Below are 20,933 nucleotides of genomic sequence, written 5' to 3' on the forward strand. Positions count from 1 at the left end.
AAAAAAGGAATGCTGTAATGAGTAAAAAAGACGATACACAACACTCTGGCGCAAAACCATCGGCAAACAACATACCATGTTGGTCAGATGGTGAAAGCGTAGATCAAGCTTGCCAACGTCTAACAGAGATGTTTGTTGGGCTTGGGCAAGTTCCTCGCATAGATAAAGGGCAGCAACCCGCTCAACGTGCCGTATTTAGAAAACAACATGGCGTTGTGTACGGCAAGTTTAAAATTAACTCAGACATTGACCCGCAATTTAAAGTGGGAATATTTGCAGGCCAAGAATACGAATGCGCGGTTCGCTTTTCAAGTGACACAACCCCTTCATCACCTGATTTGCACAGTACCCTTGGGTTGGCGATGAAGCTGTTTTCCGTAGAGGGTCCAAAACTGGTTGGAGAAAGCGACACAGCAGACTTTATTTTTCAAAATATAAATCGCTTCTTTACCAAAAATGCCCAACAGATGTGCCAATTCACTACGGCTGGCGTAATAAATAAAGACTACGACGCATACATAAATGATCCGAAAAATAAGAAAACATCTAACATTTTAAAGGCAATGCAAAAAGTAGAGGCGAGCTGCCTAAGTGCTAAATATTGGGCAATTTTACCATTTAAACTTGGTGAACAACACATTGTAAAATATCGGTTAGTACCTGAGAGTTCTGATTTAGGCGCACCTAGTGTTGATAATGACTACCTTGCGTTAGATTTACAGCGACGATTGCGTGAAGGAAATGCTCGCTTTCGTTTTGAAGTACAATTGCGTACTAACCCCAAAACAATGCCAATTGATGATGCACAAAAAGTCTGGAGCACACAAGAAAGTCCGTATATCTGCCTTGCACACTTAGAATTGGCACAACAAGACATTACCTCAATTGGTCAAGCCGAGCTTGGTCGTAACCTCGCCTTCAATATTTGGCGCACTTTAGCTGATCATGAGCCTTTAGGTAGCATTGCCCTTGCTCGCAAGTCAGCATACGCAGCCAGCGCTCATGCACGTCACACCGCAAATGGTCAGCTGCTGCAAGAACCAAAAGCAATTAGTCAGTTTAATCCTGAGCAATCACAAGATACTGTCTCTGACTGCATTGTGTACGCTAGTATTTACCCTCCTATTGGTGTGATGCGAGTAGGTAACAGTAAAGATGACTATTTCATTGGCCCGCAACATCCTCAACCTGTACCAAATTCAGATGAGTACGCTTACCGCGACAAAAGTGGCGCAATGAAACGCCAAGCTGCCGAGTTTAGAATTTACGGCTTTAACGCTGCTGGCAAAGCAATTAAGGAACTCACTTTAGATAATGCTGACATAACATGGCACGCCCAACTTGCGAATCAAAAAGCGTCTTGGTATGAATTTCAAATTGCTTTAGATATTCCAGAAGCCGCCGATGCACCGCCATCTTTACTGCGAAACAACAATGTTACAAATCGCGATAAGCTTGTCATTAATGGAGGTAAACGCAGCCTAAGCGGCAAAAATATAACCCCTAAAAATAAAGACACCTTTACCGGTAAATTTATGGGTGAAAAAGTCTATCTAGGCGAGATGCGCAGTGATGAACATGGCCGATTAATCATGCTAGGTGGGCATGGCGTATCGCGTAACCTGAATGGGGATATCGCGGTGACTTTCGCCAACAATGAAGGCTGGTATGATGATATATCCGATGGCCCTATTACCGCTGAGGTTGTTTATCAAGGCGTTGCTCTAAGAGTTGAACCCGCTTGGGCCATTTGTGCACCGCCTGATTATGCGCCAATGCAAAAATCAGTGCGTACCATGTGGGATTTAATGCGCGATGTTGCAGTAAACAGTGGCATGCTTGCACGTCCACAGCGCCCTTCATTTACGGATGATATTCAACCTATTTTTACTCGAATGACTGACTTACAATGGGTTAATGGTGGCTTTGCAGGCGCTTTTGGATGGGGTGGTCAATTTGATTACACAACTCCTCAGTGGTTAGAAAAACTAAGCAACCCTTCTCCAGCCTATCAAGAACTACGTCGTACGTTATCTAATAATTTTCGCCGTTTTGATGTCCCAGGTGCCCAAGCACCTCAACTATGGCCTTGGCTCTATGGCGACGCAATTAGTATTCCACCAACGGGATCTGAACGCCAACATAGTACACTCTCAAACTTACAATTGTCGTTTTTAGACCAATGGGTAAAAGGCGATTTTATTAATGATTACACACCGCAATCCGGTTGCCCCGTTGCTCCAAAGCAGCTCACTATAGATGATTATCCCGTGGCACAACAGCCTGACTTACTCACTCGTGGTGCGATGGAATTTTGCCTAGCAGATGCGTTTCATCCAGGCTGTGAAATGACTTGGCCTATGCGCACTGCAGGTATGTATCAATCAGCTTTTAGGTTAAAACACGCAAAATCGGATCTACAAAGCGATCATTATTATTACGGCCCTGTCATGAATAGTGATATTTTTACCCTTGCACAAGGACCATTATTTGGTGGACAAGTAGCAGGCGGTGTGACACGTTGGATGGCTATCCCATGGCAAACAGATACAGCTAGCTGTCGTGATGGCTACAGCTCTGAATACGACCCTTTCTTACCCACTTTTTGGCCGGCACGTGTGCCTAATCAAGTTATGAACCAATATCGTTATAAGCAAGTGCTTGATACATCACTATCAAATAGCACTCGCCAACAGGCATTTGCGTATCGCACAGATTGGTTAGATGATTTACCTTTGCACGGCCAGCCTGCAACATACACCAACCAAATCAACAGTATGGTTGAAAACTTTGCAGATCTCGCGATTGTGCAAGCACATGTTGGCGCCCTTGGTGACCCTCAATTTCCAACTATGATGCAAGTCGGCATGCTACCTCACAAGCAAGATAAAGAAGCACATACAAACCTTGCCAGTAAAGCAATACAACATAGTAAAGCGACGCTTTCTGCGGATCTGCCACCAAATCAACACAAAATAGATTTAGGTGTAACAGAAAAAGCAAATCGCTTTCATCGCGTAAAAGGACGTTAGGATCATTATGCCAATGATTAACAAAAAAGAGTTAACGAGTGATATTGTGATCATTGGTGCAGGCGTAGCAGGCTGTATTGCTGCGCTTGCGTTATGTGATTCTTACCAAGTAACACTTATTGATAAATCTGTATTGCCTGAAGAGCGCATTGGTGAATGTTTAGCACCTGCAGCAAAGCGCATTTTACAACAGCTTAATTTACTCACTGAATTTGAAGCTTTAATAGACACAAACATCACCCAAGCTATTCATTTACACAATCTAGGCATGCAAGTTAGCTGGGGACAAGAAAAGCCTCACATTACTGATAACCTAAGCAACCCAGATGGCTTCGGTTGGCGATTAAACCGTAAAGAATTTGAGTTGTTTTTACGTAATAAAGCCCAGCAACGTGGTGTTGAATGTATTTGGCCAGCACGGCTCAGAGGCAGTCAATATAATGATAATACATGGCACATTTTACTTGAGCACACAAACTCCGACGAACCCAAAGAAATCACTATTTGTAGTCAGTTTGTAATTGATGCAACAGGCCGCCAAGCTCACTTTGCAAAAAAATATACGGATCGTCAACAAAGCGACCGACTCATATCATGCTGGGCGACCTTGGCAAACAACAGTGAGAATCAACTAGGGAGTATTTGTGCAACCGTTAATGGCTGGTGGTACAGTGCACCACTACCAAATCAACGCCGTGTTTTAGCATTTCAAACCGACTCCGACCTTTTCAGTAAAGGCTTAAATCGTGACACAGCTCTATTTAGTCAACTTGCTCAACAACATGCACCATTAGCCGCGTTACTCGAAGGCAATCAACATACGTTAGATCTACACGGTATTACCAGTGCCAATTCAACACGCTTAGACACCTTTGTAGGTCAACAATGGGCTGCACTTGGTGATGCCGCAACTAGCTTTGACCCTTTATCATCTCAGGGGATTTTTAATGCAATGGCAAGTGCTATGCAATTAGCATCATTAATAAAAAAATCTGAGGTTATCGAAACATTAGATAACGATATACACCAATACTTTATCAAAACTTATCAGCAACAAATTGAGCAGATATGGGACAGTTATCTACACCATAAACATTATTTCTACAACCAAGAACAACGTTGGTCATCACACCCTTTTTGGCAACGTAGACACCAGCAAACACCATCACTAAATTGGGGTTAATCACCACATTAACCCCGGTTAAATAACATTACTTAGCCAATACACTGATCACTGTTTTTCTTTTGTAGTTACATGTTTTAAAGGCAAATACACCTCAGCACTTAACCCCCCTTCAGGGCGATTCACTAAGGCAACCTTACCACCGTGCATATCAACAATACGCTTGATGATCGCCAACCCTAAACCACTGCCTTCACTACCGCGTGCTGTGTCACCTTGCTTGAATGGCTCAAATACTGATTCTAATTCACTTTCAGGTATGCCTGGCCCGTGATCTTTAACCACCACCATCGCGTACTTTTTATCACGACTGATTGTGGTTTCCACATCTATATCATCATCTGAATAACGTATTGCATTCTCAATCATATTAGTAATAACACGTTTAATAGCCACCATGCTCAATGGTACATTATTGATACTGTGATTTTCAGTAAACGTAATATTACGTTGATGTTTTTGCTCTGAATGTACGACTTCAGACACTAATGCATTTAAATCTTCAAGCGCTAACTCTTCACGTTTATGATGACGTAAATACTCAATGAACTGATCAATAATCGCGTTCATATCTTCAATGTCGTAAATGATCCCTTCACGCAGGTAATCCTCTTCATCTGACATCATTTCAGTCGCCAAACGAATACGCGTAAGCGGTGTACGTAAATCATGAGACACACCCGCCATTAATAAACGGCGATCGTTCTCTAACGCAGCGATACCTCGCGACATTTGATTAAATGCCCGCGTTACTTCAATTACTTCTGTTGAGCCATGTTCTTCTAGCTTGGTTGAAAAATCCCCAACACCCACTTTGATTGCAGCTTGCTGGAGTGCTTTTAAAGGCCGATTTAGATGACGCGCAAATAACCACCCCCCCAGCACACTTAAAAAGCCAATACTTGATAGATAGAAAGTTAAGAATTCCAGATTATTATCTTTAAACCCAGTGAGCGGAACTTTAACCCAATAACCGGGCGCCTGCGGAGCTTCAACCCAATAAACAAGCGGCCCCGTTTGACTAATTCGTACGCGTGCAGAACCATTTAGCTGCTCTGACATACTGCGCGATAACATCGGATATTCACGGCTTTGCCCTAACCCACTACGCATTGCTTGGCGTTGTGTCATGACTTCTATACCGGTAATTTCAAAAAACTTTTCCGATACTTCATCTGTTATTTCAACGCCATCTTCCCAGTCAATAAACACGGTTTTAATTTGCTTAGCAAGTATCAGGTTAACTTGCTCAATGGTTGGCTTAACCACATACAGGCTCACGGTGATGTACGACACGACTTGATTGATCAACAATAATGCCGCTACCAAAAATACCGTTTGCCCAAATGCGCTTTTAGGAAACATACTCATTCAGGTTATTTTTCACCATCAGGAACAAATACGTAGCCTAAGCCCCATACTGTTTGGATATAGCGAGGATTAGCCGCATCTACTTCAATCATGCGGCGTAAACGAGACACTTGCACATCAATGCTACGTTCAAGTGCGCTATAATCACGCCCACGAGCTAGGTTCATTAACTTATCACGGCTAAGCGGCTCTCGTGGATGTGTCACCAATGCTTTTAATACCGCAAATTCACCGCTCGTCAATGACATTGTTTTATCGCCTTGACTCATCTCTCGGGTTGCTAAATTAAGTGAGAACTCACCAAATGAAATTTCGTTTTCTTCCGCGGCAGGCGCACCCGGTACTTCTTTTGAACGACGACGTAAAATTGCTTTAATACGGGCTAATAATTCACGGGGGTTAAAAGGTTTTGGAATATAATCATCGGCACCAAGTTCTAAACCAATAATACGATCTACTTCATCACCTTTTGCGGTAAGCATTACAATCGGGATTTCGTTTTCTTTTTGGCGTAAACGCTGACAAATCGATAAGCCATCTTCGCCAGGTAACATTAAATCCAGCACCATTAAATGAAAGTTCTCGCGTTCCAACAAACGATCCATTTGTTCTGAGTTACCCGCAGTTCGTACGATAAATCCTTGCTCTACCAGATAACGCTCTAATAAACTGCGTAAACGCATATCGTCATCTACGACCAATACTTTTGTGGTTTCGTGTCCCATAACTTCATTCTTGTTGTTTTATACAGTTACTCGTTAATATAAAGGAAAAGCGTGATAATAAAAAACTAATTAAGTCACAAGATTGTTACTGAACGTTTCAAGGTACAACCTATCTAAAGCATAAAAATCCTCTCGACAAGCCCGTGATATTTTAATACCTTGCCTGCGATCCCACTAAGATGGATAAGTAAAACCGTGAAAACCAATTTAATCACCCGCGAAGGGTATTTACAGCTACAACAAGAACACGACCACTTATGGAACGTAAAACGCCCTGAAGTAACAAAAATAGTGAGTTGGGCTGCAAGTTTAGGTGACCGCTCTGAAAATGCAGATTATCAATATAATAAGCGTTTATTGCGCCAAATAGACCGCCGAGTTAGGTACTTACGTAAACGCATGCCAGATCTAAAAATTATTGATTACTCAGTGCAACAGGCTGGTAAAGTATTTTTTGGCGCGTGGGTTGAAATTGAGAATGATGACGCAGAAACACTAACCTTTAGAATTGTTGGCCCTGATGAAATTTACGACCGTAAAGATTATATTTCTATTGATTCACCAATGGCACGTGCATTATTAAAAAAACAGGTAGATGATGAATTTGAAGTACCAACGCCGCAAGGAAAAAAGCAGTGGTATGTAAACAAAATTAGCTACCCTGATGCTCAGAAATAATCGTACATCCATTTAATTAAAAATATCAGACAATTCAGATTTGGTTAATTATTGATTGTCTAATGTGTAGTTATAGATTATACATAAATGTACTCAAGTAATGCATTTTGCGCTTGGGTTCATAATTAGAAGGTCGTTTCATGTCAAACTTATTACATCGCATATGCAGTCATGCCATGTTATTTACACTCTTAATGAGTGTGAGTTTGACTGTACTTGCGCATGATTTTGACAATCAAGCGCAGCACACCAATGCTAACTACATTGCTTGTGATATTCCCGACCAAGCAAACCTTGACGTTGACATAGATACTCATGACAACGGGCTGTCTCTAGGGGCACTTCAACCACTCCCCGACACTCCCCAGTCGTTTTACTTGGGCGCACATTTAGCTAAACCTTTTAATCACGCTTATCAGCGAGGACCACCAGCTTATTCTATTTAATTCATTTTTTAGAACTTAATTAAATTTAATAACATTTTTGGTGGTTACTATGACTAATTTCAAAGAATTACGTACTCAAGATATCTCTAAAGGCTTGTTGTCACACACTTACAGCGACACTCAACCTTTAATCGATTTAACGTCTCCGGCTTTAAAAATGGTGAATAATTTCACCCAAAAAGATCCACTACGAGCGCATTACGAAACAAATATTGTTGATGCATTAAAGCAAACCAACAACCAACACACTGACTTTATCTTGGTGGTTGACGATAAAGAGAAATTGCTCGGGGTTGTATCAAGTGCAGACCTACAAAGTTCAAAAATTATGATGCTAGCGCAACGCCTAAACGTGTCACGCGAAGATGTTAGCCTACGCCATGTGATGACACCGATCGCTCATTTAACAGGTGTGAGTATGCAGAGTTTAGGTTACGCCTGCATTGGCGATGCACTACAAACCATGGAGCACCACGGTATCATGTTTTTACTAGTAACAACGGCACACAATGAAATTTGCGGTTTGATCTCCGCGCGTGAAATAGCTAAAACATTGCAAATACCTGTTCATATTAGCCCTATTGCTCACGGTTTTAGTGAAGTTCTAGAGCAAGTTGAGCACCCTCATTAAGTACGATTGTTTATTTAAATAACTCTCCTATTATAAAGGCCCTAAAGTATATAAATAGCATGCTTTAAGGCCTTTTTATTAAGTCACGCTGTGATATTATTCAAGCAATTCATCACGCCAAAACTATCGTTCTGGTTTTAAAATTGTTTAATAAGGTTTTTGCATGAGCAATATCTCTGCACGTTTAGCCACCGAGCTAAATGCTCAAGAACAGCAAGTCATCGCTGCCACAAAGTTACTTGATGAGGGCGCGACCGTTCCTTTTATCGCGCGTTACCGTAAAGAAGTTACAGGTGGCCTAGACGATACTCAGCTACGTTTATTAGAGCAGCGCCTATCATACTTGCGCGAGCTTGAAGAGCGTCGAGCATTTATTTTAGCCACCATTAAAACGCAAAATAAATTAAGCGCGAGTTTAGAAGCCGACATTAACCGTGCTGACAGCAAAACGGAGCTTGAAGATCTATATCTTCCTTATAAACCTAAGCGCCGCACTAAAGGCCAAATAGCGATAGAAGCAGGGCTTGAACCTCTCGCAGACGCACTTTTTAATGATGCTTCATTAGATCCAGAGCAGCAAAGCGAACAATTTATTAATCCACAAGCGTCTATTGCAGATACAAAATCAGCCCTTGAAGGTGCAAAATTCATCTTAATGGAACGCTTCGCCGAAGACGCTAAATTACTCGCAAAATTCCGTCGCCATATCAGCCAACATGGCCAAATTGAAGCAAGCTTGATCAAAGGCCAAGAACAAACCGGTGCCAAATACCGTGATTATTTTGAGCACCAAGAAGCACTCAAAAAAATCCCATCGCACCGTGCTTTAGCAATGCTGCGCGCACGTAACGAAGGTATTTTGCAGCTGAGTATCAACCCTGAACCAAGCGTTGAAAACCCGGCACATATGTGTGCGATTATGATTGCAGATCATTACCGCCTTGATATTAAAAACCAAGTTGCCAGCCCATGGTTATTAACTGTTGTGCAATGGGCATGGAAAGTGAAACTTGGTCTGCATTTAGAAAATGAGTTTTTAGCTGCAATGCGCGAAAAAGCTGAAACGGGTGCAATCGATGTATTTGCTAAGAATCTTAAAGATTTATTAATGGCAGCACCTGCGGGGCCTCGTACCACTTTAGGTCTAGATCCTGGTTTACGTACTGGTTGTAAACTAGCGGTTGTTGATAGCACCGGCAAACTACTTGCCTCTCAAACTATATTCCCTCATGCCCCACAAAATCATTGGGATAAATCCATTCGGACATTAGAGCAACTATGTCGTCAGCATAAAGTTGAGTTGATTGCGATTGGTAATGGCACCGCTTCTCGTGAATCAGACAAGCTTGTTGCTGAGTTAATAAAAGCAAATAGTGAGCTTAAACTCAATAAAATCATGGTCAGTGAAGCTGGCGCATCTGTATATTCTGCATCAGAATTTGCCGCTAATGAGTTTCCAGATTTAGATGTATCTATACGCGGTGCGGTTTCAATTGCGCGTCGCCTGCAAGACCCTCTAGCTGAGCTTGTTAAAATTGAACCTAAATCAATTGGTGTAGGCCAATATCAGCATGATGTATCGCAAAGCCAACTTGGGCAAAGCCTTATCTCTGTTGTAGAAGATTGCGTAAACTTAGTTGGCGTCGACTTAAACATGGCGTCAGTACCATTACTTACTCGCGTGTCTGGTTTAAATAAAACCCTAGCACAAAATATAGTTAACTACCGCGATGCTAACGGCTCTTTCACTAAGCGCTCACAACTTAAAAAAGTTGAACGTTTAGGACCAAAAGCTTTTGAGCAAGCTGCTGGCTTCTTGAAAATTAGTAATGGTAGCGATCTGCTTGATAGCTCATCAGTTCACCCTGAAGCTTACCCTGTTGTAAAACGTATTTGCGAACAAAATAGTCTAGATGTGAGCAGCTTGATTGGTAACTCAGATCTACTTAATAAACTCGTTGCGAATGACTATATCGATGATAAATTTGGCTTACCCACCGTGACAGACATTATCAGCGAACTAGACAAACCTGGTCGCGATCCTCGCCCTGAGTTTAAAACTGCAGAGTTTAAAGCGGGTGTTGAAAAAATCAGTGATTTACAACCGGGTATGATCTTAGAAGGTGTTGTATCAAACGTCGCTAACTTTGGTGCTTTTGTTGATGTTGGTGTTCATCAAGATGGTTTGGTGCATATATCGGCTATTACTAATAAGTTTATCTCTGATCCGCGTGAAGTAGTAAAAGCCGGCGATATTGTTAAAGTAAAAGTAGTTGAAGTAGATGCCCCACGTAAACGCATCAGCTTTACTATGCGCTTGGATGATGACATTGATACCAGTAATAAAGCAGCCCCAGCTGCAAATCAAAAGCCACAAAACAATAGTCGCAGCAATAATCACCAACCTCGTGCAGCAAAGCCAAAGCGCGATACTGGTAATGCCTTAATGGGGAATGCGTTTGCAGATGCCTTCGCAAATGCAAAAGTGAAAAAATAATACCAATTGCATTAAATTAGTGATTATTATTTAGATAATAAAAAGCGCCCTAGTTTAGACTAAAGGCGCTTTTTATTTTTAAATCAAAGCTATTTTTATATAGAGTATTTACGGTGTGATACTAATTGTTGTGGTCAACTAATTCCGGACAGTGAATTATATAGTTGCAGAAAACCCTGACTGTCCGTAAGCCGAGGTAGCACCTTGGTAGAATTGCGCAATGCGACCAGCGCGCGCCTCTACATCTGCATCACGCTTAGCAGTTGCTGTTTCTGTATTTGTAGCTGAAATTATTTGCTCATCTTCAGCTAAACCATTATCTACTTTAAAAGTAGATCGATTTGATTCACTCTCGTCATCAGCGGCAGGTGTTGCAAGCTCAGCCTGCGCTGCTGCAAGTTTTTGCGTAGCATCAGCTGCAATTGAACGGTCAGCACCTGAAGGCTCTGCAGGAGCAAGTGCAGCTGCTCGTACCGTTTGCATTTTTTCAATGGTTGCTTTTGGATCGCCTTCTATTTCAGCAACATCAATTTGCACTTCACCACCAACGGCATAATTAGTGCCATCTGGCCCTCGTTGATAATCATAACTTGGCGAGCCGGCATATTGCCCGCCAACTGACGCATGCGCTTGCTCATGAATACGTACTTCGGTATCTCGTGCTTTAAGTTCTTTAATTTGAGCTGCGTCTTGCTGCTCTTGCTGGGTTACTTGCTCTTTCTTCTGCTGTTCTTTTTTAGCTTCTTGTTGCTCTTCGTTTTGCTCAGGGTTTTGCTCACCATCGCTTTGCTGGCGCTCTTCAATTACCTTTTCATCAGCAAGCTTACCTTTAGCATCATAAGTACCAACATCAGTTGAGCCGGGTTGCTTAGCTTTTTCGTTATCGCCAAGTGCTTTATTGTCGGTATTAGAAGGCTTTGCAGCCGCTGGGGCAGGTATAACTTCCCGTAGTTGATTGTCACGCCGAGCGGTTTCCGTATGCACATTTGCAGTGTTTATATTAATACTGGGAAATGGCGTGACAATATTCATAGTCTATTAAACTCTAACGTCAATCAAAGTGCCAAGCACTTCGTCTGCTGTCTGTATCGATTGCGTATTTGCCTTAACATTAAACTCTTCAACTTTTAAGTTTACTAATGCTTCGTCAATTTTTGGCGGTTGCGATACAGGCGCTGTTATCGCTTCTTCTGGGCGTGCAGCTTGCAACTGACGCTGCTGGGCTAACTGCGCATCATCTTGTTGTTCAATGCTGGCGCGGTTTATCTCTGCGCTGGCTTTTTCTATGCCTTGACTGGCACGGTTAAAACCTTCAACACCACTATTAAATACAGATCCGATTGGCATACTACACCTCCACCAATGATATATTGGTTAATTATCGCTCATAAAACACACAAAATAAAGCTTTACTATCGGCTTTTTAATGCTATGTCGATATTACTTTTCAAAGCATTGATTTGACGGCAGATAAAAACTCTTTTTTATGAGAAATAAACGGTGCGTGGGAAGCTTTATCAATCACTTCATACTCAAAGTCACTATTCAGTGCCTGCATTTTTGCTATGCCACGGTACGGTACTAATGCATCTAAACGCCCAAAAACGCCTCTAATGGGCACCGGGCAATTGCTAAAGATATCGCGTAAATCATCACTTTGTAGTATATCTAGCCCTGCGCTTAGTACACATTCTTGTGGTGCGGGGTATTCGTTCAGTAATTTTTTTAACTGTTTAATATCATCACGTGAACTCGTGCTTCCCATTGCTTGAATAGCTAAAAATCGCTCTATGGTTTTTTCACGATGTGTAACTAGCTGCTCTTTAAAAGCCGTTAAAACATTTGCTTTAATACCCGGCCAGTCCTCTGTTTCTGCAAAGAATGGACTTGAAGCTACTAATAGCACTTTAGCTACTTTTTCAGGCCAATGTTTGGCAATATATAATGCAAATAGCCCCCCTAATGACCAGCCCACTAAAATAGAGTTAGGTTGTAATTGTTCACTTAACTGCTTAGCCGCATCATGCAAGTTATACGGTGTTGGCCACACTTGACTGTCGCCATAGCCGGGTAAATTCATACACCGCACAACGCCTGCATGTAAGAACTCCAGTTCCGGAAAAATGATTTTCCATACACCTTGATTCATCCCCCAGCCATGTAGTAACACCAACTCATTTTGCATTTTTATCAATCCTCATCCAAACTTAGTGCTCATAATAGCGCTTCAAGGACTGAATGCAATGAGTGGTTTTAATCAACGAATACAACATTTATCTGACTGGTTTTTTCCTTCGTTTTGTGTGCAATGTCAGAGTGTTATTTTAACAAAACACTGCTTATGCGAACATTGCTTAGCAGATCTAGCGTTGCTCGATATTACAGCCCATCCAAACTTGTTATATCGCCCAGATATAGTCGAGTTATTTCCTGACTGCCAGTTTGATCGCTTATTTGCCTGTTCATGGTATCGCGCACCTTTCGATCATTGGCTCACACAGCTTAAATTTAGCAATCAGATCCATTATAAAAAAGCACTATCACTTGTGATTAAGCAACAACTAGAAATTTACAAACTCAATAGCGAGTCATGGCCTGATATATTTATTATTTTACCTTTGCATCCTCAACGTTTTCTACAACGTGGTTTTAATCAAGTAGCGCAATGTTGGCTACCATGCCTAATAAACGAAAATGTTGATTTTCAGAGTTTACAACGCACTAAAAAAACACAAGCGCAGTCCTCGCTAAGTAAAGCTAAACGTATAAAAAATTTAAATAATGCATTTGTGTGTAATACAGATATGACAGGAAAAACGGTGGCTATTATTGATGACGTTATGACCACAGGGGCAACACTCAATGCTGCCACCATGGCACTTAAACACGCTGGCGCTAAACAAGTATGGACATTTGTTACTTGCCTAACGCCACTAGAACATTAACTCTTGTGAAAATTGACACTATTGCCCATTTGCTCGAAATGTATGACCGAAAAATAATGCATTACTTAATAGCCGACTTGTGCCATACCAGTAACCTCTAAATACTGGGTTGTCAGTCATGCCGATTACATTACCACGCCCGTATGAGTGAGCAACTAAACCCGCTGCTCCAGTAACTTGTTCAACATTCACATCATCCGTAAAACCAGCTAGTAATGGCTTTTGAGTATATTGCAGCACATTAACAAATGGTGCTGCTGACATTTCAAGCAACCAAGTACTGTTTTTAAATACGGGCAAGGTGTCTCGTTGCAATGAGAAGGTAAGAGGGTGAGTTAAATCAACTTTAGTATTAAAGATCGCTCCAGCAATACGTTGGCGTCCAGATAAGTGATCTTTATCGCCATAATTTAGCCCATCTGTTTTAAATGCACTGGCGACATCCTGGCGTGATAAGTAACTGGTTTTTAATAACTGTTGATCAACTAAAAATTTTGCTCCACCTTTGTGCCCCCAAATAACGCCACCTTTACGCACCCAACTTTTAATCGCTACTTTATCAGCATCTGACAGCTTATTATAATTACCATGCGCCAATACAATATGGCTGTAATCACTCAACTCTAAATTACCAAAGCGCTCCATTTCAACTATCGTAGGTGCCACGCCAACAAAACGGTCTAAGTAATACCACACCTCACCGACCTCGTATTGACTAGTCCCTTGACCACCAACAAGCAGCACCTTAGGTGCTTTCACTACGGCAAGTGTTCTTGAGCCTAAATCAGCCCCTTTAGCTGTTAGACCTGAAGTGATCGGTGTGATCGCTATGCCAAATTCATTCTGAGCACTATTTAAGAGCGTAACCCACTGCGGATTAGTTTGAATACCAGCAGGAATAATAATGCTTCCAGCCGCAAATTCTTCAGTATGAGTAAGTGACTTTGCTGATAACGAGCTAAGTGCCACACGTGCCTGCACACCTTGTTGCAATAACTTATTAAGCATTTTAGGCGCTAAATAATTATCCCATTTAAAACCAAACGCATAATGCGTACCCAACGTTGCAAACTGTGCTTGCTCTGGCTGTTGCCACGCGGCTTTACTCACATCTAATCCCCAGCCACTTTTTACTGCTGCAAATTCTAAATTAAAGGCATGCGCCAAGGTCCAGCCAGATACATCATAAAAGGTGTTATCAACAAAACTTTTTTGTTCGCTAAATAAAGCTTTCACTAAACGAAATTGAGGTTGTGCAAGTGGCACAAAATAACTGTGTGTTGTAAAGTTTTTACCGCCTACTTTCACACTTTTGTTAAGTGGATAAGCACTAATTTTGTGCTGTTTTAATAAATCTAAGAATAGCTCAATACGGGCAGTATCAACGCCGCCTTGCACTACATAACCTTTGTAATCTTCATCACTAGCAAGCTCTACAGCATGATTATAAAAACTAGCTTGATAGTCGAGTAACGCTTGGCGATTATCTATTGCCGCTTGAAACGTCGACATACTTGTTAATAGTTGATTTTTGATAGTAAAAGCAAAGCTCAGCGGACCATTTATCGTGTCTTGTAAATGACCTCGTGAGCTCGCTTGTTCAAATAAAATGCCCACGCCACCATTCACATCAGGGTATGTTGAACCTTTACCATAATAAAAATCATCAAAGCTTTCTTCAGTAAAATACAAGGCGTTATGCTCATCCAGTGTTTTTGCATGGTAATTAGCAATTGCCTTCGTTAAGCTAACATTTTCATCTGGTGTTATTGGGTGTTTACGAGTAGGGATACCAGGTTGAAAAAAGTATGTGCTATTTGGTCCCATCTCATGAAAGTCTGTCAGAATATTTGGCTTCCACTGGTGAAATTTAGCAATCCGCGCGCGCGATTCAGGGTGTTGTAGTAGTAGCCAGTCGCGATTTAAATCAAACCAATAATGGTTAGTACGGCTACTTGGCCAGCTTTCAACGTGTTCACGGGTTTGTGGATCCGATGACAAATTCATCCCGCGATTACTATTCGCCCAATTAGCAAAACGGGCTAAACCATCTGGATTTAATGAAGGATCAAGTAAAATGACCGTATTATTTAATAGCGTATCAATCTCTTTTCCTTGCGCCGCAGCTAAATAATACGCCACTAATAAGGCTGAGTTACTGCCAGAAGATTCATTGCCATGCACACTATAACCCATCCAAACAACGGCAGGTTGATTCACTGCTTTCGCTTTTTCTTTATCAGATAAACGTGCTAAATGTGCCTGACGGGTTTGTTCAACTTTAGGTAATTTATCAGCCGCGGTAATCGTTAGCATGACTAATGGGCGCTGCTCGTGAGTCCGACCTATTACCTCAAAATTTATACGATCACTTTTTTGTGCTAACACCTCCATATAGCGCACTAACTGATCATGACGTACATGCCACTGACCTATTTCATAGCCTAAAACCTGCTCTGGAGTGGGGATCATTGGGTCAAATTTAACGTCTTCTTCAAAATAATAAGAAAGAGGTTGGGCTAAACAAGAAAAACTTAGTAATAGTGTAAAGATTGTTATTATCAAACGCATATAAAACACTCATTTAATGATCAATGTTTGCACGCTATCATTGCTTAAAATAGATGCCAAATTTTTACGCTCAACACTGGCGACAACGCGATGAGCGGAGTATGATAACCAGTATCCGAGTAATTTAGTCAAGTATAGTTGTTTTATGATTTCTATTTCCGAAACCGCACAATCGCATTTTGCAAAATTATTAGCTGACCAAGCTGAAAAAACAAACATCCGTGTGTTTGTTGTTAACCCTGGTACATCACAAGCGGAATGTGGTGTTTCTTATTGCCCTGAAGATGCTGTAGAAGCAAGCGATATTCGTCTACCATTTAATGGTTTTGATGCTGTTGTTGATGCTGAAAGCGCACCTTTCTTAGAAGAAGCTGAAATCGATTTCGTCACCGACAATATGGGCACACAGCTGACCCTTAAAGCGCCAAATGCTAAAGCACGTAAAATTGGTGATGACGCAGGACTTAATGAGCGCATCCAACACATGCTAGAAACCGAGGTTAACCCTCAGTTAGCAAACCACGGTGGCCAAGTAAGCCTTGTTGAAGTAACGGCAGAAGGTATTGCAGTTTTACAATTTGGTGGTGGTTGTAATGGTTGCTCAATGATCGATGTCACGTTAAAAGAAGGTATCGAAAAAGAAATGATAGCTAAGTTTGACGAAATCACTGGCGTTGCTGATATAACTGATCACAAAGCTGGCGAACATTCTTACTATTAATAGTCTTCAGCTATGTTAAAGCCGCTGATATATCGCTTAGGCTCAGAGCCTAAGCTCAGCTTAAAACGCTTTTTACGCGGCCTTGCACTGTTTGTGCTGGCCGTGATATTTATTGCCCTTGGTTACTATACTCACTTCAGCCTGCAAATAATTGGTTTGGTTATTCTTGTCACTGCAATATTCTTTGCGGCATGGGGATATGTAGGTATTTTTGCAAATCGATTCGCACAAGTCCTCAACAATAGTAATTTAAACGCAAATGACGACCCAGATCTTTGGAAGTAAGATTCATAACAGCCTAATATACCAATTGCATTAAATTAGTGATCTATTATTGCGACAAGAAAATGGCTCAATAACAATGCAAAAATTATGATATGTAGTTGTTCTATATAAGTAATTTTTAACGTAGTTAGTGAGTAATTTAATTTGCTAGCATGACCATGTTTTTAATAAAATTGATATAAGCATTTCACTAAATTTCAGACATAAAAAACACTCATATAGAATGTCGATTCATTCTTACTTTTCACTTTTATTTCAGTGGTTGCGGGAGCCTGAGTTTATGAAAAGCGAACCGACGATCTTCAGGTTATACGCAACCCAATCTATGCATTTCACTTAATTTCAGACATAAAAAAACACTCATATAGAGTGTCGATTCATTCTTACTTTTCACTTTTATTTCAGTGGTTGCGGGAGCCAGTGTTTATGAAAAGCGAACCGACGACCTTCAGGTTATGCGCAGCCCAATCTAAGCATTTCACTGAATTTCACTGAATTTCACTGAATTTCACTGAATTTCAGGCATAAAAAAACACTCATATAGAGTGTCGATTCATTCTTACTTTCACTTTTATTTCAGTGGTTGCGGGAGCCGGATTTGAACCGACGACCTTCGGGTTATGAGCCCGACGAGCTACCAGACTGCTCCATCCCGCGCCTGAAATTGTAGAGTTATTTAAAGTTGCTATACATGACAACTTGGCTTCCAATTTAAAATTGGTTGCGGGAGCCGGATTTGAACCGACGACCTTCGGGTTATGAGCCCGACGAGCTACCAGACTGCTCCATCCCGCGCCTGTGTATTTAAAGTCTATCGACTAGTTAATTTTCACTCTAACCAAGAGTTTACAGTAACCAAATTTTTATAAAAAGTTGGTTGCGGGAGCCGGATTTGAACCGACGACCTTCGGGTTATGAGCCCGACGAGCTACCAGACTGCTCCATCCCGCGCCTGTAATTTCTTTTCAACAGTTTCGTATTGTTTTCGAACCTGTTTCGAAGAGAGCGCTATAGTATAGGAATCATAATATAATGCAAGAGTTAAACCACTTAAAACTGTTCAACCGAACAAAAAGCAATCAAAATACGAATTAAAGTGCTCTTTGATGCGGATTAATCATTTTTTGCCACTTCCAATCAGGGTGCCCCATCACAATGAAGTCAGGATTTTCAGTGCTTTCACGCTGATTGTAGGTTAACGGGTTAAATTCGGCATCGGTAATACAACCACCCGCTTCTTCTACAATAATTTGTGAAGCGCCTGTATCCCATTCACCCGTTGGACCTATACGTAAAAAGCAATCAGCTTTCCCTTCAGCAACAATACATGCCTTTAAAGAGCATGAGCCAACTGCAACGGTTGTAAACTGTGCATTTAAGTATTGACTCACCGCTTCAATCTTTTGGCGTCGGCTAACGGCTAAAGTTAGGTTATCAGGGGTAGCAACATTGATCTGCTGCTCTATACCGGCAACACGCTTAAATGCACCATTTTGATAGCTAGCAAAATAAGTGGTTTCTTTTGCTGGCCAATAGATCACACCAAGTACCGGACGATTATTTTCAATCAAGGCAATATTTACAGCGAAGTCACCACTTTCTAAAATAAACTCCCCTGTACCATCCATAGGATCCAGCAACCAATAACGTTGCCAATCTTGCCTATCCGCAAGTGCAGGTATGGGCGTTTCTTCAGACATAATAGGGATATCGGGTGCGAGTGCTTTTAAGCCGGCGACAAGTACATCATTTGCAGCTAAGTCCGCCTTAGTAACAGGGGTATGATCCGACTTTTCTTGTTGACCGATATCACCATGTTTATAAATAGCCATAATGGCTGCCCCTGCACTTTGTGCAAGTTCAATGCAAGGCTCTAGTAATTTATTCATTGGCAGCTCCAGATTCTAAATGCTTAGTTAATAATAGCAAAGCTGCAACGCTTCGTGCTTCTGTGAAGTCTGATTGTTGTAATAATGACTGCCAATCGGTTAATGGCCACTTAACAACCACTAATGGTTCTGGTTCATCACCTATAAGTGTTTGCGGATAAAGCTGCTGAGCAAATAAAATATGCATTGTCGCATTAAAGTAGCTCGGTGCCATTGATACTACTTTTAATGGTTGGAGTTGCTCAGCACCAAAGCCAACCTCTTCTTTAAGTTCTCGGTTTGCTGCTTGCTCTGGTGTTTCACCGGGGTCGATTAACCCTTTGGGAAAGCCTAGTTGATAATCATTGGTGCCAGCACAGTACTCACGAACTAGCAGCAGTTCATTGTCTATATTTAGTGGCACTATCATTACCGCCCCCCGGCCACCGCCACGGATCCGCTCATATTGGCGCTGCTCGCCATTTGAAAATTTTAATTCTAAGGATTCAACCGTAAATAAACGGCTTTTAGCGACGACTTCGTCACTGAGAATTTCAGGTGGTGTTGGGTGCTTTTTCTGTGTCATCGGCATTAATTTGCTATCATGGCAGTTAGTTTAATCATAAACCCTATAAGTGGAAATTCCTATGCTAAATTGGTCAAAAATCGATACTGTATTACTCGATATGGATGGCACACTCCTTGATTTACATTTCGATAATCACTTTTGGCTAAACGTTATTCCTGAGCAGCATGCTATTGTGCGCAATATTGGTTTGGATGAAGCAAAAGCTGATATTGCAAAACGTTATCAAGCAGTTCATGGGCAAATTCAATGGTACTGTTTAGATTACTGGGAGCAGCAGCTTAATCTGCCAATTATGGAGCTTAAACGCCAAACACAGCACCTTATTAAAGTACGTGAAGATGTGCCTGCTTTTTTAACTGCACTGCGCCAAGCTGATAAAGAGCTTATTTTATTGACCAACGCGCACCCTGAAAGTGTTATTTTAAAGTTCGAAAAAACAGCCATTGATAATTATTTGGATGGTGTGGTGTCTACTCATCAATACGGTGTAAGTAAGGAGCATCAAAGTTTGTGGCAACAAGTACATGCAGATTTAGGGTTTGATAAACAACGAACGCTATTTATTGACGACAGTTTAAGTGTGTTAAAAGCCGCGAAAGAGTTTGGTATTGGTCATTTATTGGCGGTTGCAAACCCTGATAGCAAGCAACCACACAATGAAATTAGTGACTATTTAAATATTACTGATTTTAGCCACGTCCACCCTTAACTCTTAGGGTAACGCGCCTCTAAGCCTTGGTATACAAGCTTTGCAAAATCAGCATGTTCAGTATCAAGGCTTTTAACTACTTCAACTAAATGCTCGTTATCTTCTTGTCCATGCCATTCTTTAATATAGCTACCGTCTTTGTAACCATGATCTTGACGGAAAAAGTTAAGCGTATTTTTACCTACATAACCACGGTATAAATCATCAATATCCATGCCTATTTGCACCATGCAACCTGCGAATGCAGCAGCGTTAAAGGTTTTATCTGCAACAGCTGACGCCGCTAGAATTTCTAATGTTTGTTTGAAGTCATCAGCTTGCTGCGGTGCACTTAACTGTTGTTCAAGTTGCTTAGCTAAATCTAAGTAACTAGTTTTACCATCAATGCGTAGCGATAAACCAAAATGAAAAATATCAACAAGCTCTAAAATAACTTGTTCGGTATCTGGAGTTTGCTTTTTCCACCATTTCCAACCGTAATGATCAAGCATTTCAGCGCATTCAACCCAAATAGCACGATTCCACTCAAACCCTTGGCTAAACCATTGGTCATGTACTTTAGTATTCATGGCATTTTGCATTTCTAGCATCACTACTAGTTTACTTAAATTGGCAGACATTTCGATCCCAGTTACTCTATTTAATTACTGCTAATAATACAGATAAATTAAGTTTGATGAAA

General features: G+C 41.2%; 19 protein-coding genes and 3 tRNA genes. 10 read left to right on the forward strand and 12 right to left on the reverse strand.

The genetic code is table 11. The features are described from left to right. Positions 1-17: 17 nt before the first annotated feature. Together ACJJVX_RS20430 and ACJJVX_RS20435 are read left to right on the forward strand one after the other, a co-directional pair. Positions 18-3,032, forward strand: coding sequence for a LodA/GoxA family CTQ-dependent oxidase (locus tag ACJJVX_RS20430; protein WP_405633270.1), 3,015 nt, complete (start codon positions 18-20; stop codon positions 3,030-3,032). Positions 3,033-3,039: 7 nt separating this feature from the next. Then, a complete protein-coding gene (locus ACJJVX_RS20435) occupies positions 3,040-4,215 on the forward strand; it encodes a tryptophan 7-halogenase (protein WP_054455582.1) in 1,176 nt (391 codons plus the stop codon). A 48-nt stretch (positions 4,216-4,263) separates the two neighbouring features. Here ACJJVX_RS20435 and envZ read toward each other — a convergent pair whose 3' ends face one another. Both envZ and ompR read right to left on the reverse strand, forming a co-directional pair. Further along, positions 4,264-5,586: a two-component system sensor histidine kinase EnvZ gene (envZ, locus tag ACJJVX_RS20440; protein WP_054206380.1), complete on the reverse strand. Its 1,323-nt coding sequence runs from the start codon at positions 5,584-5,586 to the stop codon at positions 4,264-4,266. Between the two features lie 5 nt (positions 5,587-5,591). Beyond that, entirely contained in the window at positions 5,592-6,311 is a 720-nt protein-coding gene (gene ompR, locus ACJJVX_RS20445) for a two-component system response regulator OmpR (RefSeq protein ID WP_054206379.1), read from the reverse strand. A gap of 195 nt (positions 6,312-6,506) precedes the next feature. On the opposite strand from ompR, the gene greB reads away from it, so the two are divergent. The 4 genes from greB to ACJJVX_RS20465 all read left to right on the forward strand — a co-directional run bounded on the left by greB (position 6,507) and on the right by ACJJVX_RS20465 (position 10,563). Further along, positions 6,507-6,989, forward strand: coding sequence for a transcription elongation factor GreB (gene greB, locus ACJJVX_RS20450; protein ID WP_054455580.1), 483 nt, complete (start codon positions 6,507-6,509; stop codon positions 6,987-6,989). 140 nt (positions 6,990-7,129) lie between these two features. Then, a complete protein-coding gene (locus ACJJVX_RS20455) occupies positions 7,130-7,435 on the forward strand; it encodes a hypothetical protein (protein ID WP_169328130.1) in 306 nt (101 codons plus the stop codon). 49 nt (positions 7,436-7,484) lie between these two features. Beyond that, the gene (locus ACJJVX_RS20460; RefSeq protein WP_405633274.1) at positions 7,485-8,066 is read left to right on the forward strand and encodes a CBS domain-containing protein; all 582 of its coding nucleotides are present in this window, start codon (positions 7,485-7,487) and stop codon (positions 8,064-8,066) included. A gap of 163 nt (positions 8,067-8,229) precedes the next feature. Next, the gene (locus tag ACJJVX_RS20465; RefSeq protein ID WP_405633276.1) at positions 8,230-10,563 is read left to right on the forward strand and encodes a Tex family protein; all 2,334 of its coding nucleotides are present in this window, start codon (positions 8,230-8,232) and stop codon (positions 10,561-10,563) included. A gap of 156 nt (positions 10,564-10,719) precedes the next feature. Here the strand turns inward: ACJJVX_RS20465 and ACJJVX_RS20470 are convergent, their stop codons facing one another. From ACJJVX_RS20470 to bioH, 3 genes are all read right to left on the reverse strand, one after another. Further along, positions 10,720-11,595, reverse strand: a complete 876-nt coding sequence (locus tag ACJJVX_RS20470; RefSeq protein WP_170174305.1) for a putative metalloprotease CJM1_0395 family protein — start codon at positions 11,593-11,595, stop codon at positions 10,720-10,722. A 6-nt stretch (positions 11,596-11,601) separates the two neighbouring features. Then, positions 11,602-11,910, reverse strand: coding sequence for a hypothetical protein (locus ACJJVX_RS20475; protein WP_054206373.1), 309 nt, complete (start codon positions 11,908-11,910; stop codon positions 11,602-11,604). A gap of 100 nt (positions 11,911-12,010) precedes the next feature. Next, entirely contained in the window at positions 12,011-12,748 is a 738-nt protein-coding gene (bioH, locus tag ACJJVX_RS20480) for a pimeloyl-ACP methyl ester esterase BioH (RefSeq protein WP_405633279.1), read from the reverse strand. A gap of 58 nt (positions 12,749-12,806) precedes the next feature. Here bioH and ACJJVX_RS20485 point away from each other — a divergent pair, with 58 nt between their 5' ends. Then, a complete protein-coding gene (locus ACJJVX_RS20485; protein ID WP_054206371.1) occupies positions 12,807-13,508 on the forward strand; it encodes a ComF family protein in 702 nt (233 codons plus the stop codon). An 18-nt stretch (positions 13,509-13,526) separates the two neighbouring features. Here ACJJVX_RS20485 and ACJJVX_RS20490 read toward each other — a convergent pair whose 3' ends face one another. Then, positions 13,527-16,079, reverse strand: a complete 2,553-nt coding sequence (locus ACJJVX_RS20490; RefSeq protein WP_405633281.1) for a M14 metallopeptidase family protein — start codon at positions 16,077-16,079, stop codon at positions 13,527-13,529. 145 nt (positions 16,080-16,224) lie between these two features. Between ACJJVX_RS20490 and nfuA the strand changes: the two genes are divergently transcribed. After that, entirely contained in the window at positions 16,225-16,800 is a 576-nt protein-coding gene (gene nfuA, locus ACJJVX_RS20495) for a Fe-S biogenesis protein NfuA (protein ID WP_054206369.1), read from the forward strand. A 12-nt stretch (positions 16,801-16,812) separates the two neighbouring features. Beyond that, positions 16,813-17,085, forward strand: coding sequence for a hypothetical protein (locus ACJJVX_RS20500; RefSeq protein ID WP_405633284.1), 273 nt, complete (start codon positions 16,813-16,815; stop codon positions 17,083-17,085). Between the two features lie 580 nt (positions 17,086-17,665). On the opposite strand, the gene ACJJVX_RS20505 is transcribed toward ACJJVX_RS20500, so the two are convergent. The 5 genes from ACJJVX_RS20505 to nudE form a co-directional block, all read right to left on the reverse strand. Continuing rightward, a tRNA-Met gene (locus ACJJVX_RS20505) sits at positions 17,666-17,742 on the reverse strand. 61 nt (positions 17,743-17,803) lie between these two features. Next, a tRNA-Met gene (locus tag ACJJVX_RS20510) sits at positions 17,804-17,880 on the reverse strand. Positions 17,881-17,959: 79 nt separating this feature from the next. Then, a tRNA-Met gene (locus ACJJVX_RS20515) sits at positions 17,960-18,036 on the reverse strand. Positions 18,037-18,176: 140 nt separating this feature from the next. Continuing rightward, the gene (gene cysQ / locus ACJJVX_RS20520; RefSeq protein WP_405633286.1) at positions 18,177-18,974 is read right to left on the reverse strand and encodes a 3'(2'),5'-bisphosphate nucleotidase CysQ; all 798 of its coding nucleotides are present in this window, start codon (positions 18,972-18,974) and stop codon (positions 18,177-18,179) included. Then, positions 18,967-19,539 carry an ADP compounds hydrolase NudE gene (nudE, locus tag ACJJVX_RS20525; RefSeq protein WP_170174314.1) on the reverse strand — a complete coding sequence of 191 codons (573 nt, stop codon included), beginning with the start codon at positions 19,537-19,539 and terminating at the stop codon, positions 18,967-18,969. Before nudE ends, cysQ begins: the two co-directional genes overlap by 8 nt. A gap of 61 nt (positions 19,540-19,600) precedes the next feature. Between nudE and yrfG the strand changes: the two genes are divergently transcribed. Continuing rightward, positions 19,601-20,251 (forward strand): GMP/IMP nucleotidase, encoded by a 651-nt coding sequence (gene yrfG / locus ACJJVX_RS20530; RefSeq protein WP_405633288.1) that lies wholly within the window; start codon positions 19,601-19,603, stop codon positions 20,249-20,251. Here yrfG and ACJJVX_RS20535 read toward each other — a convergent pair. Next, positions 20,248-20,871: a dUTP diphosphatase gene (locus tag ACJJVX_RS20535; RefSeq protein ID WP_054206364.1), complete on the reverse strand. Its 624-nt coding sequence runs from the start codon at positions 20,869-20,871 to the stop codon at positions 20,248-20,250. The genes yrfG and ACJJVX_RS20535 overlap by 4 nt on opposite strands. Between the last annotated feature and the right edge of the window lie 62 nt (positions 20,872-20,933).

It is taken from the genome of Pseudoalteromonas sp. Ld20, from assembly GCF_045064175.1.
Classification (GTDB): Bacteria; Pseudomonadota; Gammaproteobacteria; order Enterobacterales; family Alteromonadaceae; genus Pseudoalteromonas; species Pseudoalteromonas neustonica.